9 protein-coding genes and 2 pseudogenes are annotated in these 16,161 nt (G+C 64.2%); 9 read left to right on the top strand and 2 right to left on the bottom strand.

What is annotated here, in order from left to right; translation table 11 throughout:
* Window positions 1-36: 36 nt before the first annotated feature.
* The gene (locus OS914_RS16250; protein WP_267547102.1) at window positions 37-213 is read right to left on the bottom strand and encodes a hypothetical protein; all 177 of its coding nucleotides are present in this window, start codon (window positions 211-213) and stop codon (window positions 37-39) included.
* A 112-nt stretch (window positions 214-325) separates the two neighbouring features.
* Here OS914_RS16250 and OS914_RS16245 point away from each other — a divergent pair, with 112 nt between their 5' ends.
* The 9 genes and pseudogenes from OS914_RS16245 to OS914_RS16205 all read left to right on the top strand — a co-directional run bounded on the left by OS914_RS16245 (window position 326) and on the right by OS914_RS16205 (window position 15,657).
* A complete protein-coding gene (locus tag OS914_RS16245) occupies window positions 326-910 on the top strand; it encodes a DUF4396 domain-containing protein (protein WP_267547101.1) in 585 nt (194 codons plus the stop codon).
* Window positions 820-1,236, top strand: a complete 417-nt coding sequence (locus tag OS914_RS16240; protein ID WP_420713986.1) for a DUF4396 domain-containing protein — start codon at window positions 820-822, stop codon at window positions 1,234-1,236. The genes OS914_RS16245 and OS914_RS16240 overlap by 91 nt, the downstream gene beginning before the upstream one ends.
* Before the next feature lie 332 nt (window positions 1,237-1,568).
* A pseudogene (locus tag OS914_RS16235) lies at window positions 1,569-2,051 on the top strand (YflT domain-containing protein); the annotation flags it as partial.
* A 142-nt stretch (window positions 2,052-2,193) separates the two neighbouring features.
* Window positions 2,194-4,302 carry an NUDIX domain-containing protein gene (locus OS914_RS16230; protein WP_267547099.1) on the top strand — a complete coding sequence of 703 codons (2,109 nt, stop codon included), beginning with the start codon at window positions 2,194-2,196 and terminating at the stop codon, window positions 4,300-4,302.
* 1,359 nt (window positions 4,303-5,661) lie between these two features.
* Window positions 5,662-8,148, top strand: coding sequence for a heavy metal translocating P-type ATPase (locus OS914_RS16225; protein WP_267547098.1), 2,487 nt, complete (start codon window positions 5,662-5,664; stop codon window positions 8,146-8,148).
* Between the two features lie 54 nt (window positions 8,149-8,202).
* Window positions 8,203-10,647, top strand: coding sequence for a phosphoketolase family protein (locus OS914_RS16220; RefSeq protein ID WP_267547097.1), 2,445 nt, complete (start codon window positions 8,203-8,205; stop codon window positions 10,645-10,647).
* Window positions 10,647-13,952, top strand: coding sequence for a beta-phosphoglucomutase family hydrolase (locus OS914_RS16215; RefSeq protein WP_267547096.1), 3,306 nt, complete (start codon window positions 10,647-10,649; stop codon window positions 13,950-13,952). Before OS914_RS16220 ends, OS914_RS16215 begins: the two co-directional genes overlap by 1 nt.
* 4 nt (window positions 13,953-13,956) lie before the next feature.
* On the top strand, window positions 13,957-14,529 hold the full coding sequence (locus OS914_RS16210; protein WP_267547095.1) for an AarF/ABC1/UbiB kinase family protein: 573 nt from the start codon (window positions 13,957-13,959) through the stop codon (window positions 14,527-14,529).
* A 72-nt stretch (window positions 14,530-14,601) separates the two neighbouring features.
* On the top strand, window positions 14,602-15,657 hold the full coding sequence (locus OS914_RS16205; protein ID WP_267547094.1) for a type II glyceraldehyde-3-phosphate dehydrogenase: 1,056 nt from the start codon (window positions 14,602-14,604) through the stop codon (window positions 15,655-15,657).
* 322 nt (window positions 15,658-15,979) lie between these two features.
* On the opposite strand, the pseudogene OS914_RS16200 reads toward OS914_RS16205, so the two are convergent.
* Window positions 15,980-16,161, bottom strand: a pseudogene (locus tag OS914_RS16200) (cation diffusion facilitator family transporter); the annotation flags it as partial.

The raw sequence follows: 16,161 nt of genomic DNA, 5'->3' as shown, positions 1-16,161 counted from the left end.
CCGAGACCAACCCCTTCCCAATAGTCAGCAAGCTGCTCAGGCCCAAATAGCCGACTCCAGCACAGAACAACGGGCAAACACTGCAGCAGAGCGCCGAAGGCGGCCATCGCCGGTGCGGAAAAAGGCATACGCGGCCGCGTCCTTACCTTCGGCGTCCTTGCCTTCGGCAGCGACGACCAGCGGAAAGCCCCCATCGTCGGCGGTGATGACCATCCCGTATCTCTCCCCCCATCCCGATCAGGACACTATCGACCGCATTGGGATCGGCAGGCTGCGGAGGCTAGGGCCACTCGCATGGCCTCATCGAGAAGACGAAGGAGTGAGCATGGTGCTTGATGGGATTATGTTGCTCTGGTTTGCAGAAGTGGCAGCCTCGGTGGGTTTCGTTGCTATAGACATCGTCCATACACCCGAATCTCCAGTACTGAAATGGGGTTTCGTAGTCGTCGTCCTTTTCACTGGCCCCATTGGGCTGGTGCTTTATGTCCTCTCATGCCGAGAACCATTGCCCGGTCTTCACGCCGACTATGCTCGCGCACGGTGGCGTCAGGTTGTCGGATCCACCATGCACTGCGTCGCCGGAGACGGCATCGGTATCTTGGTCGCCGCCGCGGCCCTCACACCACTTCGGCTGCCCATGTGGGTGAACCTCCTGGGAGAATACGGACTTGGTTTCCTGTTCGGGTGGACAATATTCCAAGCACTCTTCATGCGGGACATGGCTGGAGGCAACTACGCCCTCAGCCTTCGAATGACGTTCCTGCCCGAGTTCGTGTCGATGAATGGGCTGATGGCGGGAATGATCGCCTTGAGCGTCCCGTGGCGGCAAGCAGCCGGGACCCTGGCAACCCCAACCATCCCCAGTTCTGGTTCATCTTCTCCTTATCCCTCACACTCGGGTTCGCCGTAACCTACCCGTTGAACTGGTGGCTTGTCTCAGCAGGCCTTAAACACGGAATGATGACAATCCACCCCGATGGAACACCAGTCCCGCTCGCTGCGGGTTTGGCCCTTGCCGGTGTCGCTCTCAGCGCTAACGGTAACCGGCTCGCGAACGAGCGCCGCAATGCCGTTTCGGGCCTCAGCACGGCATCCGAAAACAGTCCCGCCGATCAGGAAACGACAACGGTGAAGGCTGATCGAATCGACAAGACCTGGATGATTATCGTCAGCCTCGCTCTCCTCAGCATCGGTGTAATCATCGCCGGAACGGTTGGATCCCTCACCGGCCGGTAGCCGGACGCGAGGCGACAGCCCAGCGCCAGCTCCGCTTCGCACGCAGGGCAGCGGCCACGACCGGGTGAGTACCTCGCTGCGGTCCGTGTCCCCTTCAATCGGGACTGGACGCTGCGGACGCGTCGTGGACGAGACTCGGCGGCTCACCTTTTGGGAGGCTCGTGAACATCCGGATGGGTGAGATCTCGCGGGAGAAACACCACAAATACATGACCCTGTGGACGCCGCTACCTAACCACTACTGTCGGATCTGCGCTCAGAAGGTCACATAAATTGAGATTATAGAGGCTTAAGCCCGGTGACATGGTCATGATTCGGGCAAGAATGGAAGTATGCCGAATTTTTTGGGAACACCACAGCCGCCGGATGATTCCCGCAGCATACCGAGTAAGGAGACCATTGGCACTTACACTTCGTATCTGGACGCACAAAAAGCGGTCGATTATCTAGCTGACCACCAGTTCCAGGTTCGATTGGTGTCCATTGTGGGCAACCGTCTGAAGAAGGTAGAACGCGTCACGGGGAGGCTGAGCTATCCGCGCGTGGCTTTGTCCGGGACTCTGACCGGGATGTGGTTCGGCCTTTTCGTCGGCGTGCTGCTCTCGTTCTTTTCCTCCAGCGGCGGTTTTGTTTCCATCGTGACCTTCGTCCTGATGGGTGCAGCCTTGTTCATGCTCTTTGGGATCGTGAACTATGCCCTGCAGCGGGGAAAACGCGATTTCACCTCCACGAGCGGGGTGCTCGCCTCCAGCTACGACGTCATCGTCGCCCGGCAGATGGCCGGGGAAGCACGCCGCCTGCTTCAACAGCTGCCATGAGCCGGCCGCTAGCCCGCACCACACCGGGTGGTCGCAGCCTTTTCCCGAAGACGGGGCGGGCGCCGCGACGGTCCACCGGGCAAACCAATCCGCATTGGACCTCGTCCCCGCGTACGCAACCGGACACTGAGGAAAAACGGTGAGCCCGGCTCCCCACCGCGACGGCCAGAAGCACACGATGACGGCATGCGCTCCGTGCGTGGCCCGCCCGTTGCCGCTGCCGCAGCGGGTCGCGGCGATCCAAGCCGCGATTGTGGCCGAGGCCGAACCTTTGATCACCCTCACCCACCTTTTGCTACTGTGCCGCGACGAGCACCCGGTGCTGTGGGAACGGGTGAACGATCCCGGCTGCCGCACGCAGGTAGAGCTGATCGTGGCCGACGTGCTGCCGGTGCTGGCCGCCGCCTCGACGGTGCCCGTCCTGGATCTGCAGGTGCGAGGGGCACTGGCTGCGGCGCTGACCGCGGCGGAGGATCTGCCGGCCGTGGTTGTTGCGCACGCATTGGCCGAACTGCTCGATGAACGCTACGGCCACAGCTTCGCGGAGTCCTTCCGACGGCGCAGCCCATACCAGCCGGGCGTGGGGGATCCGATCCCTCTGGATAGTCCGGACCTGCCTCTGGTAACGACGCTGCCGGCTACCTCACCGTCGTGGCGGTTGGCCAACCGGCTGGATGAGACCCGCCACATCCGGCTGGCGGGGGAGTGGACCACACAATTTCAGGTCATCTTCGACTATAGCCTCGCCGACGCTCTTACCGGACTCGTCGGCCCGGACACGGTCATAGCAACCTGCCATCCCAACCGGACACTGGCCGAGTTCGAATTCCCCGTCGATGCCCTGGGCCGGACTTTTCCCGTCCGTCCAGCCGACGAGCAGCGGCAACACGATGAAATTGACCGGCTGACCAGTGCCGCCGTCACAGCCGGCGCGAGCATCGTCGTACTGCCCGAATTGTGCGTCACCGAGTCGCTGGCCGCGCGGCTACAGGACTGGACCTGCCGCGCTGATGGGCCGCGGCTGCTGGTGGCTGGCAGCTACCACCACGACGACGCGCATCCCGGCACCGACCCGGACGGCCGCGACGGGCCGCCTCGACGCCGGAACACCGCTATCGCCTATCTTCGCGGCTGCCCGGCGCCGCTGACTCAGGACAAACATTCCCCGGCCGACATGCCGCTCAATGAAGACATCCAACCGCAGGGCTGGCCGCAGCTACGCGTCCACGTCAGCGCCGACGGGTGGCATCTGGTGATTGCGATCTGCCGGGACCTGCTCAACCCGCACGCCGTGCACGCTTTGACTGAGGCCGGTGTCAACATGGTGCTGGTGCCGGCAATGAGCGAAACCCTGGTCGCCTTCGGCGGCCCGGTCGCGAACCTTGTAGGAGCCGGGCAGGCCTTCGTCGCGGTGGCCAACAACCCCGCCAACTTCTCCGCCACCACGGAGCTGACGAGCCGTCGTCCGGCCAGGGCACTGTTCGGCCATCCCGGTTTCGGTCAGCAGACACGCCTGGTGCAACCAGCAGACAGCGCTCCCGGTGTGGCGCTGCTGCGGATACGAACCGGTCAGCTGCAGTGGCTGGAGCCCGGAGCTCCCGTCCCTCAAGCTTTCGGCAACGAGTCATCGGCACTCCCAGCATGGGCCACCCGGTTGGCACGGCTGACTGGGCCTGCCCGCTTCCATCTGGACCGGCAGCCGGTACAGATCACACTACGGTCCGCTGCGGCGCTTGTGCTGCTCACCGACAGCCCGGAGGGACCGGCGGTGCTGCTCACCGAACGCGCACCCGACCTGATCCACTACCCCGGGCAGCTGGTCTTCCCCGGCGGCGCAACCGAAACCAGCGACGACGGACCGGCCAGTACAGCGCTCCGTGAGGCCTACGAGGAAACAGGCTTGGACCCGGCCAGCGTGCACATCTTGGGCACGCTGCCAGCCGTTGCGCTGGCCGACAGCGGTTTCCTGCTCACCCCGGTGCTGGCATGGTCGGCACGGCCCGCGTTCACCGGACCGGCCAACCTAGCCGAAGTCAGCGCACTGACCTCGATCCCGCTACGTCAGGCGGCCGGAGGGGAACCACCGGAAAGGCCCTTCAGGTCCCCCCTTGGAGCGCCCAAGAATTCCGGCCCCAAGACCCTCGGAGCCGTCACAGCTCTGGTGACCGACCTGCTAGCCGGCATGCTCCATGTCGGGAATCCCGGCGCCACGACGACCGTGGACGGCCCCCAACAGGTCCAGCCATGACCAGAGCGCCCGACCCGGCGCATTAATCCCCTTCCGACCGCGCCGCCATACTCCCGACCATTGGCAATTCCAAGGGCTATTACAACCGCAACGAGCCGCAGCGAAGGAACACGTCGCCGCCATCCTCCTGAGACCACACGCTGCCCCCGAACAGGATTCTACGAGGGAAAATCCTTCCAAAGTACCTGGCCAAAAGAAGGAACACCGCCCCGTTACCCCCGAGGACCGCCACGGTGCCATGAGGACCGGGTATATTCTGTTGCCACCGAAATGTGACGACATCAGCCCTATCTTGGCCGCAACGCAATGAATGGTCTGAACATAGGGGGAGCGCGGCACCATCTGAATGATTTGGTCCTTCCCAGAACTCCTAGTTAACGAATCACTAATAGGGAAATTGGCCCTCGCGTTGATTGCCGATGGGACCGTCATCTCCGGCCTGCGGTGAACCAATTCCATGGTCGCGCCTCCCGCCGGCAGTTAACGGTCCTCACCCCCTACCGTCCGCTGCACAAGGAACCAGTACCGTCATGCACTCCAGCGAACACATACACACGCAGAGAAATCAAGGGCATAAGGACCCCCGGGTGCTCCCGACCTGCGAGGTATGATCAGGTTGAGGGCACCAACACAGTACAAACGTCACTGAACACAAACGTTACTGAACGAAATGCGGGGGGTGGGAATGGCACAGTTTTTGCGGCGGCGAAACGCCACTCAGCCACGGATTATGACGGTGCTGGCTTTTCTCTTCCTAACCGCCGCCATTTTGGGCATGCACTCGCTTCCTCCGAGTAGCCTAGGCGCCGCCAGCGCTATTCTCGCCGGTGCAGCGCAGCAGTCCTTCCAGACAGAATCCGTTGTTGCCCCCGATAGGGCTCCGATGGGGGCTGCCGGCGACGGAATCAACGCCGACGGGAGTGGGACACCACCCTGCGGCCAGTGCTCGTGCAGCAGTGGTGCATGTGTAGCCTCCGCCGTTACCGGTGCTGGCTTGCGCTTCAACGTTCCGACGTTGGTTCCCTCCACCGGGAGCACGGTGACACCGGTCCGCCTTCCGCGACCGGCATGTTATCCGATCCGCGCCGCTGTGCCGGACGCGGTTTCGCTCACCCACCTCACCGTCAGCAGAATTTAGACGCGCAGTCTGCCTCTGATCTCACCACCACATCGGAGCCAACGTGCCGTCTGGTCGGGATGGTCAGCGCACGAGGGTCCGACGATTCAGAGCCTTTGGACCGGTCTCGGCGAACTTTCAATCCTTACGAAGCAAATGATTCCCAGCTCGTACACCGCGTAGATAGCCACTGAAGAGGCCCCTCGTGAATCAATACTCTATTTCGGAGAAGAGTGATCTGCATGAATCCCAAGTCTGAAACAGCGGTTATGGAAGTGGCAGGCGTCCACTGGGCTTCCTCGAAATCCATCATAGAGTCGGTACTGGGGCGCCTCCCGGGTGTTGTCGCCGTGGCCGCAAATCCTGTAGCGCAGACAGCCAACGTCACTTATGATCCGCAGCAGACATCGGTGGCCGATCTGGCCCAGTGGATCCGTAAGTGCGGCTACCATTGCGCTGGCCTATCCGTCCCTGACCACATCTGCGATCCAATGATGGATGACACCACATCCTCCCAAAAGCACCACGGCCGCGCCGCCGACGACCACGAAACCGTCTCAGTTGCCGACCGGGCCGGGCATCGGACAACGACGGCTAAAGAACCACAGGCCCAGGACCACAAAGACCACGGCGGACCCGTAACCAAAAACCCGCAGGACGTCATGGGCCACGGTGGTGGCCACGGAGGCAAGGCGATGGCCGCGATGGTCAAAGACATGCGGAACCGGTTCCTCGTGGCGGCCACACTGTCGGTACCGATTACCCTTTTCTCACCCATCGGACGAAATGTCCTCGGCTTCACGGTGCCGGCGCCCTTCGGCCTACGGGACGATGTCTTGGCACTTGCTCTGTCCCTGCCGGTCGTCTTCTATGCGGGCTGGATTTTCTTCGACGGCGCCTACCGGGCACTGAAGGCGCGGACATTGGACATGATGGTCCTGGTCTCTGTGGGCGTGGGAGCGGGCTGGGTCTACAGCCTGGTCGTGACTTTGACCGGCGGGGGCGACGTGTTTTACGAGGCGTCCACGGTGCTGGCCAGCTTCGTGCTGCTGGGACACTGGTTTGAAATGCGCGCCCGGGGCGGGGCGAACGACGCCATCCGGACACTGCTGGAACTGGCACCGGCCAAGGCGCTGGTGATCCGTGACGGGGAACCGGTAGAAGTCCCCACCGCCGAGGTCGTTCCCGGGGACCTGCTGTTGGTGCGTCCGGGGTCCAAGATCCCCACGGATGGAACCGTCGAAGACGGCGAGTCTGACATCGATGAGTCAATGGTCACCGGGGAAAGCCTGCCGGTTGCCAAGACCAAGGGCTCCAAAGTCGTCGGGGCCACCGTGAACACGACCGGAACACTACGGGTCCGGGCCACGAAGGTCGGTGCAGACACGGCCCTGGCCCAGATCGTCGCGCTCGTCCAGGAAGCCCAGAACTCCAAGGCTCCCGGCCAACGCCTGGCGGACAGGGCCGCTTTCTGGCTTGTCCTAGTCGCACTCATAGGAGGCAGTGCCACCTTCGTGGTGTGGTTGCTGACCGGGGCAAGCCTGCAGACGGCGCTGCTCTTCGCCATTACGGTCGTGGTCATCACCTGCCCCGACGCGCTAGGGCTAGCCACGCCCACGGCCATCATGGTCGGCACCGGCCTGGGCGCCAAGCGCGGGATCCTGTTCAAGAATGCCACCGCACTGGAAACCGCGGCACGTATAGATGCCGTCGTGATGGATAAAACCGGCACCCTGACCCAAGGAAAGCCGGAGGTCACGGACTTCATTGCCGTCGGCATTGACGAGGATGAACTACTCGCCCTCGTGGCTGCCGTGGAACGCGAATCAGAGCACCCCCTCGCGGCCGCCGTCGTCAACTATGCCGAGGGCAGAGGCGTGTCCGCACCGGATGCCACAGACTTCCGCAACGTACCCGGGCACGGCGCAGGAGCGATGGTTCACGGACACCAGGTATTTGTGGGCAACCGCAAACTCATGACTGCCCAAGGAGTTGACATCGCCCCTGTGGCCGAGCGGCGGGAGAAGCTTGCATCTACCGGCCGCACCGCCGTCCTGGTGGCCGTCGACGGCAAAGCAGCCGGGATGATTGCCTTGGCAGACGCGGTCCGCGGGACGGCTGCCGCAGCGGTCGCCGCGATGCACGAGGCCGGCATCGAGGTCATCATGCTCACCGGAGACAATGAGGCAACGGCCCAGCGCATCGCCTCCTTGTTGAAAATCGACACCGTCATCGCCGAAGTACTGCCAGGGGACAAAACAGCGAAAATCGTAGAGCTGCAGACCGCCGGCAAACGGGTCGCCATGGTAGGGGACGGCGTCAATGACGCCCCGGCACTTGCCCAGGCAGACCTCGGCATGGCAATCGGTGCAGGGACAGATGTAGCTATTGATACAGCGGATGTGGTCCTGATGCGTTCGGACCCGCTGGATGTTCCGGTGGCGTTGCGCATCGGCAAGGGGACGGTGCGCAAGATGCGGCAAAACCTCGGCTGGGCCATCGGCTACAACGTCATCGCACTGCCCATCGCCGCCGGCATTTTCTTCGCTTCCCTGGGCATTCGGCTCAGCCCGGAAATCGCCGCCATTTCAATGTCTGGTTCCAGCGTCATCGTCGCGGTCAACGCACTGCTGTTGAAGCGGCTGCACCTGCCCGCACCGGTTGAGCCGGCCGGAACCACGACGAAATCCGAACCGGCCCCGACCCCAGCGCCGAGTGGAGCCCGGTAAAACGTCCGAGGCCATGACGCACTTTCTCCCCGTCGATCAAAGGATGCACAACTCATGAATGACTATCAGGTGCTAACGCTTCGGGACCCGGTCCTTAGCCCCATCCAACTCGAACACATTAACGCCTGGTGGCGGGCGGCGAACTATCTCTCCGTTGGCCAGATCTACCTGCTGGACAACCCTTTGTTGCGGGAGCCGTTGACGCTGGAGCACATCAAGCCGCGGCTGCTGGGCCACTGGGGCACAACGCCGGGGCTGAACCTGATTTACGTGCACCTGAACCGGGTGATTAAGGCCCGGGCCCTGAACGCGATATACGTGACCGGACCCGGCCACGGCGGCCCCGGTCTGGTCGCCAATGCCTACCTGGATGGGACCTACAGCGAGGTCTACCCCGACATCGGCCGGGACGAGGACGGTCTGCGGCGCCTGTTCCGGCAGTTCTCCTTCCCGGGTGGTATCCCTAGCCACGTCGCCCCGGAGACCCCGGGCTCCATCCATGAGGGCGGGGAGCTGGGGTATTCGCTGATGCACGCCTATGGGGCGGCCTTCGATAACCCGGACCTTCTGGTGGCCTGCGTCATCGGCGACGGGGAGGCCGAGACCGGACCGCTGGCCGCCAGCTGGCACTCAAATAAGTTCCTGGACCCCGTCCACGACGGTGCGGTACTGCCGATCCTGCACCTGAACGGTTACAAGATCGCCAACCCCACCGTCCTGGCGCGCATCCCCGATGAGGAACTGATGGCCCTGCTGAAGGGGTATGGACACCGACCCTACCTGGTCAGCGGTGACGACCCTGACCGGGTCCACCAGCAGTTCGCGGCGGTCCTGGACGACGTCGTCGACGAGATCGGCCGTATTCAGCACGAGGCCCGGGCCGGGGCCGTGAGCGAACGCCCGCGCTGGCCGTTGATTGTGCTGCGCACGCCCAAGGGCTGGACCGGGCCGAAGGAGGTCGACGGACTGCCGACCGAAGGTACCTGGCGCTCCCACCAGGTGCCGCTGGCCGGCCTCCGGGAAAACCCGGAACACCTGCGCCAGCTGCAGGAATGGCTGGCCTCCTACCATCCGGAGGAACTCTTCGACGCCGACGGGGCGCTGCTGTCCGAGCTGGCTGACCTTGCACCGGAAGGCACCCGCAGGATGAGCGCGAACCCGGTGACTAACGGAGGAGCGGTGCTGAAGCCGTTGCGCCTGCCGGACTTTCGCCACTACGCCGTCACCGTTGAGGCGCCCGGGACAACCATCAGCGAGGCAACACGGGTGCTGGGCACCTACCTGCGCGACGTCATCGCCAACAACCCGTCCACGTTCCGGCTGATGGGACCGGATGAGACGGTCAGCAACCGGCTCGGCGCCGTCTTCGAAGCCACCAACCGTGTCTGGGAAGGCGAAATGCTACCCACCGACGAGAGCCTGGCCCAGTCGGGGCGGGTGATGGAGGTCCTCTCGGAGCACCTGTGTCAGGGGTGGCTGGAAGGCTATCTACTCACCGGCCGGCACGGCATGTTCTCCTGCTACGAGGCCTTCATCCATATTGTCGACTCGATGGTGAACCAGCACGCCAAGTGGCTCAAGGTCGCCGGCGAAATTCCGTGGCGACGGCCGATCGCCTCGCTGAACTATCTGCTCACCTCCCATGTTTGGCGCCAGGACCACAACGGCTTCTCCCATCAGGACCCGGGATTCATTGACCACCTGATCAATAAGAAAGCCGAAATTGTCCGGGTCTACCTGCCGCCGGATACCAACACGCTACTCTCGGTGGCGGATCACTGCCTGCGCAGCCGCAACTACATCAACCTAATCGTCGCCGGCAAGCAGCCGGCCCTGTCCTACCTCACGATGGACGAGGCGGCCCTGCACTGCCAGCGCGGGCTGGGAATCTGGGAATGGGCGGGCAACGAAACCGCTGCTCCTTGCACCGGGACGGCCACTGCCGGGGTGCTGCCCGATGTGGTGATGGCCTGCGCCGGGGATGTACCGACCCTTGAAACCCTCGCGGCCGTGGACCTGCTGCGCCGACACCTGCCTGAGTTGACTGTCCGGGTTGTCAACGTGGTGGACCTGATGCGGCTGCAGCCGGAGACTGAGCACCCGCATGGGCTGCCGGAGGCCGAGTTCGACGCTGTCTTTACTGCCACTCGGCCGGTGATCTTCGCTTATCATGGCTACCCGGCGCTGATACATCGCCTGACTTACAGCAGGAATAACCACCAAAATTTCCACGTGCGCGGTTTCCGCGAGGAGGGCACCACTACCACCCCTTTCGATATTGTCATGCTCAATAGCCTGGACCGGTTCCACCTGGTGATGGACGTCATTGACAGGGTCCCAGGCCTGGCCGAGAGGGCTGCCGGGCTGCGTCAGCGGATGGTTGATGAACGTGTCCGCGCCCGCGCCTGGACCCGGGCCCACGGAGAGGACGATCCGGCCATCAGCGGCTGGAGCTGGCCGCATGCACAGACTGCTGCACCGGCAGTGGAGGACTCTTGATGCACCTAGACAATCTGCACCACCTGCCGCCAGCACCCGGGCAAGGAAACTACGGGACGCCCTCGGGCTATGCCGCGGTAATCTTTGACATGGACGGGGTAGTCACCGATACCGCCGAGGTGCATGCGGCGGCGTGGAAGGCACTTTTCGATCAGGCCCTGCCCCGGATCGATGACACGCAAGTATCGTTTGACGCGGAGCAGGACTACCGGGCCTTCGTTGACGGACGGACCCGGGAGGACGGGGTGAGAACGTTCCTGGACTCCCGGGGGATTACCCTGCCTGAGGGCAGTGCTGGGGATGCGCCCGAGCAGCTCACGATCAACGGGTTGGCCACCCGCAAGCAGGATTTCTTCACTGCCGCGCTGGGCGACGGCGGGGTGACGGTCTTTCCCGATGCGATGGAACTGCTGCGGGACCTGGCCGCGGAGCAGGTGCCCGTTGCGCTGGTGACTTCCAGCCGCAACAGTGCGGCGGTCCTTGACGCCGCCGGCATCACGGACCTGTTCACCGTCCGGGTCGACGGAACCGACGCGCTGGCGCTTTCACTGCCGGGCAAACCGGATCCGGCCATGTTCTGGGAGGCCGCACACCGGCTCCACGTGGATCCCGCCGATGCCGTTGTCATAGAGGACGCACCCGCCGGGGTCGCCGCCGGCGCAGCTGGGGGTTTCGCACTGGTCGTGGGGGTGGACCGTACCGGGAGCCCGGACCGGCTGCTTGCCGCCGGAGCCCACGTGGTGGTGGGGGATGTGGCCGAACTTAATCTCAAGGGAACCCGTCGTCTCAATTGGCCCCGTCTTGGCGCCCGGGAGATGGACGGGGGCTCCTGGTGCGGGGGTGCGGCGAGCGTCGCCCCGGGGGGCTGGAACCTGGTCTATGACCGGTTCGACCCTGCCCGGGAGGGGACCCGGGAGGCGTTGTGCACGCTCGGGAACGGGTACTGGGCCACCCGCGGCGCAGTGCCCGGCAGCACCGCCGGCGCCGTCCATTACCCGGGGACCTATCTGGCCGGAATTTACAACCGGCTCAGCACCGACCGTCACGGCCACAGCCTGGAGACCGAGCATCTGGTCAACGCCCCGGACTGGTCATTCTTGACCGTCCGTTCCGCAGAGGGCTCCCTACTGCGCCCGGGATCAGAGCAGATGCTCAGCCACCATCAGGACCTGGACCTGCGTACCGGGGTGCTCACCCGCACCAACCGGTACCGCGACGCCGCAGGCCGGACCACCCGAATCATCTCCAGGGCGTTCCAGTCCCTGACCGAACCGCACCTGGCCGCACTGGACGTCACGCTCGAGGCCGAGGACTGGTCCGGTGAGGTGATCGTGTGTTCGGCCGTGAACGGAGCCGTGGCCAATACCAATGTGGCAGCGGACCGGTCCCTGGCCCACGATCACTTGGCCCCTGTCGGCTCCGTCGAACTCGACGCCGACACGGTGCTGTATGAGGCGGTCACCAACCAGTCCCGGATCAGGATCGCGACCGCCCTGCGCACCCGCGTCAGTCCCGGTGGCGCGGTGACCGGCCGGCGGCTGATGACCGCGAAGGCCCGTGCCGGTCATGAGATCACGATCAGCCTGCAGCGCGGCAGGGCCGTGACGGTGGAAAAGACCGCCGCCGTAGCATCTTCCCGGGACCGGGCGCTCTCCACGGCTGCCTTGGACGCCGGGAACAGGATCCGCCACGCCCCCGGATTCGAAGACCTGCTGCACGCCCACACCACGGCTTGGGTTGAATTGTGGGAGCGGTTCGGGATCGAGATGCAGACCGGTTCGCGGCAGTCGCTGGCCCTGAACCTGCATCTCTTCCACGTATTACAGAGCGTTGCCGCCGCGGACACGGACATGGACGCGGGCCTGCCCGCCCGCGGCCTGCACGGAGAGGGTTACCGCGGGCATATCTTCTGGGATGAACTTTTCGTCTACCCGGTGCTGACCCTGCACCGGCCGGAACTGACCCGCGCGTTCCTGCTCTACCGGTACCGGCGCCTGGACGCAGCCCGCACCGCAGCCCGCGCCGCAGGCCTGGACGGGGCCATGTTCCCCTGGCAGTCCGGCAGCGAGGGCCGGGAGGAAACCCCGGATGAACTGTTCAACGTCCGCAACGGGGAGTGGATGGGCGATAACTCCCGCCGGCAGCGGCACGTCGGCCTGGCCGTGGCCTACAGCGTGTGGCAGTACTACCAGGCCACCGCCGACCTGCGCTTCCTCACCGACTACGGGGCCGAGATCCTCGTCGAGGTGGCCCGGCTCTTCACCTCCCTGGCCGTCCATGATCCGACCCAGGACCGCTACAACATCAGCGGGGTGATGGGCCCGGACGAGTACCACGACGGTTATCCCGACGCACCGGGCCAGGGATTACGCAACAACGCCTACACGAACGTGCTCACCGCCTGGGTCCTGGCCCGGGCCGGCGAAACGGTGGCCCTGCTGGCCGGCCACGACTGCGGGCCGCTGTGGAACAGGCTGCACCTTCAGCCCGGGGAACCGGCACACTGGGGGAGGATCAGCAGGCGGCTGCGCATCCCGTTCCACGACGGAGTGATCAGCCAGTTCGAGGGATACGAAGCACTGGAGGAATTCGACTGGGATGCCTACCGGGCCCGGTACGCCAACATCGGCCGGCTGGATCTGATTCTGCAGGCCGAAGGTGACACCACCAACAGATACAAACTCTCCAAACAGGCCGATGTCCTGATGCTGTTCTACCTGTTTTCCGCCGAAGAACTGCGGGAAGTTTTCAGCCGCCTCGGTTACGACCTGGCCGCGGAACTCATCCCGGCCACTGTCCGCTACTACCTGGCCCGCACTAGCCACGGTTCGACCCTGAGCAGGCTGATCCATAGCTGGGTACTCGCCCGTACCGACCGGGCCCGGTCCTGGTCACTGTTCGAACAGGCGCTGGAAGCCGATCTGGCCGATACGCAGGGCGGGACCACCCACGAAGGAGTCCACGTGGGAGCCATGGCCGGGACCGCCGACATGGTGATGCGCTGCTATGCCGGGGTGGAAACCCGCCGGGACGCTCTCTGGCTGCATCCGGTCCTGCCCGCCGAACTGACCGCGGTCTCATTTCGGCTCAGCTACCGGGGACAACCGATCAGCATCACTCTCACCGAGGACCGGGTGAGCCTGCGGCTGCATCCCTGTTCGGCCGCCCCCGTCCGGGTCTGCGTCGAGGGCATCGAGAAGACCCTCGCCCCCGGCCAGAACTGGGACGTTCCCCTGCCCGCGGAATCGGCCCGGACCCCGCCCGAACCGCCGGATGCCCATAGCGCTTCTGCGGTGGGGGAGTGAAGAGGTGACAGGTATCCATGCCGAACGCTACTCGCAGATCGCCGAAACCCTGGTTCGGTACGGCCTCGGATTCCTGGCCGGCGCCATGGGCCTACAGCGGTGGTTGCCCTTCCAGCACGGGTTCCTGGACAATGAACGCCGGGAGGAACCCTACTCGAACCCCGAACACCTGCGCCTGGCACTGGAACAGCTCGGCCCGACCTTCGTGAAGCTCGGTCAGCTCCTCGCCACCCCTCAGGACCTGCTGCTGGCCGAACCCTACCAGGAGGAACTGACCAAACTGCAGGATTCCGCGCCGCCGGTTCCCGGACCCCTCACCGCCGGACTCATCGAACACGAACCCGGACACCGCGCCGGGGAGTTCTTTGCATCGTTCAACCTGCAGCCCGGCCAGCACCTCGTCGTCGCCATCCTGGCCAACGCCTTCGTCCGGGGCATCGGGGACCTTGTGGCAGCAGGCCCGGCCCGACAAAAATCCTGGCAGGCACCGCTGCTGGGAGCATGCCTGGTAACAGCTGGCTCGCTGCGGGCCGACCTGGCCTGGACCGCGCGCCAGCAACGAAAACGCCGACCCTAACCAGCACCCATCAGGGCGCAGCCGCCATGGCCCGACAATCCCTGCACAACCACTCCAATGAAAGGAATAACCATGTCCGAGAAAATACGAGTCGGCGTGAACGGGTACGGAGTCATCGGCAAACGCGTCGCCCATGCGATAAAAGCACAGCCAGACATGGAACTTATCGGAATCAGCGACGTGATCTCGGACTACCGGATCAAAACCGCCGTCGCACTGGCAATCCCCGTCTACGCCTCCACCACGGAAAGCGCAACGGACCTGGCTGCCGGGGGCATACCTGTCGCCGGCGGGCTACATCAGCTCCTGGACGCGGTGGACGTCATCGTGGACTGCACCCCGGCGAAAATCGGCGCCGGCAACCTGGACCACTACCGCGAACACGGGGTGAAGGCCATCTTCCAGGGCGGGGAAAAACATGAACTCACCGGCCATTCCTTCGTCGCCCACGCCAACTACGACACGGCCCTGGGCCGGGAGGCCACCCGGGTGGTTTCCTGCAACACCACCGCGACCGTGCGCACCCTGACCGCGCTGAAGGACGCCGGGCTGCTCAGCAAAGCCCGCGGCGTGCTCATCCGCCGGGCGACTGACCCATGGGAATCGGACCATTCCGGGATCATGAACACCATGGTCCCGGAGGCCAGCATTCCCAGCCACCAAGGACCGGACGCGAAATCGGTGGACCCCGACCTTGACGTGATAACCACGGCGGTCAAAGGCTCGCACACCCAGAACCACATGCATTACTGGACCGTTGAGCTCACCCGCCCCGCCGGTAGGGAGGAAATACTCGACGCGCTGCGGGCCATGCCGCGGATCGCCCTGGTCCGCCGGGCCGACGGAATTGTGGCCCTGAACAGCACCATCGAGCTCATGAAAGATCTCGGCCGGCCCCGCGGGGACATGTACGAAGTCGCCCTCTGGGAAGACATCCTCACCGTCCAGGGCAGCGAACTCTTCTACACCTATACAGTAGACAACCAAGCCGTCGTCATTCCGGAAAACATCGACGCCGTCCGCGCCCTCGCCGGAACCGTCACCGACGCCGCTGAATCCATCCGCCGCACCGACGAAGCCCTCGGCGTCCGCCAGGACTTTCTGATGGCTCCGAAAAATAGCTTGTAGGTGGTTTTGCGGTCTTCCTTCGGGTGCTCCTCCTCTTACAGGAAAGCAACACCTTGGGTGCTGATTTCTGATGAAAGGAGGCATTGATGGCCGGCTACAACGCGATCATGGCTGTGCTGTTCGAGGGCCGTAGCTATGAACAGATAGTGAGGCGGGCCGATCGGAAAATAGCCGGGGCCGGTGGATTTTTGTCATGGGCGAGCTTTAACCGGCATCGGAGAACCCGTCGTTCGCGGTGATGAGGAAACTGCCGTGTCCGGGGATCAGTGCCAGGGCGGCGGAGCTGATTTTTGCGGCTGCGCCCATAGTGGGACGGATCGGCTCATCCGTGTGTTGGCGTTTGATGGTCGAGGTGGTGATTAAACGGGGTGATAACCGGTTGGAGGGACATCTGGTCCAGATTGGGCAAGGCATGGCTCAATCTGTGCCGGGCCTCGGTGACTATTAGCCCGGCGGCCGTGATTGTCGTGTCGCTGACCTGGATGCTCGCGTTGCCCTGCAGTC

Source organism: Arthrobacter endolithicus (assembly GCF_026627425.1).
Lineage (GTDB): Bacteria > Actinomycetota > Actinomycetes > Actinomycetales > Micrococcaceae > Arthrobacter_M.
Note: the sequence above shows the minus strand (reverse complement) of the source record. Positions and strands in the feature narration are given on the sequence as shown.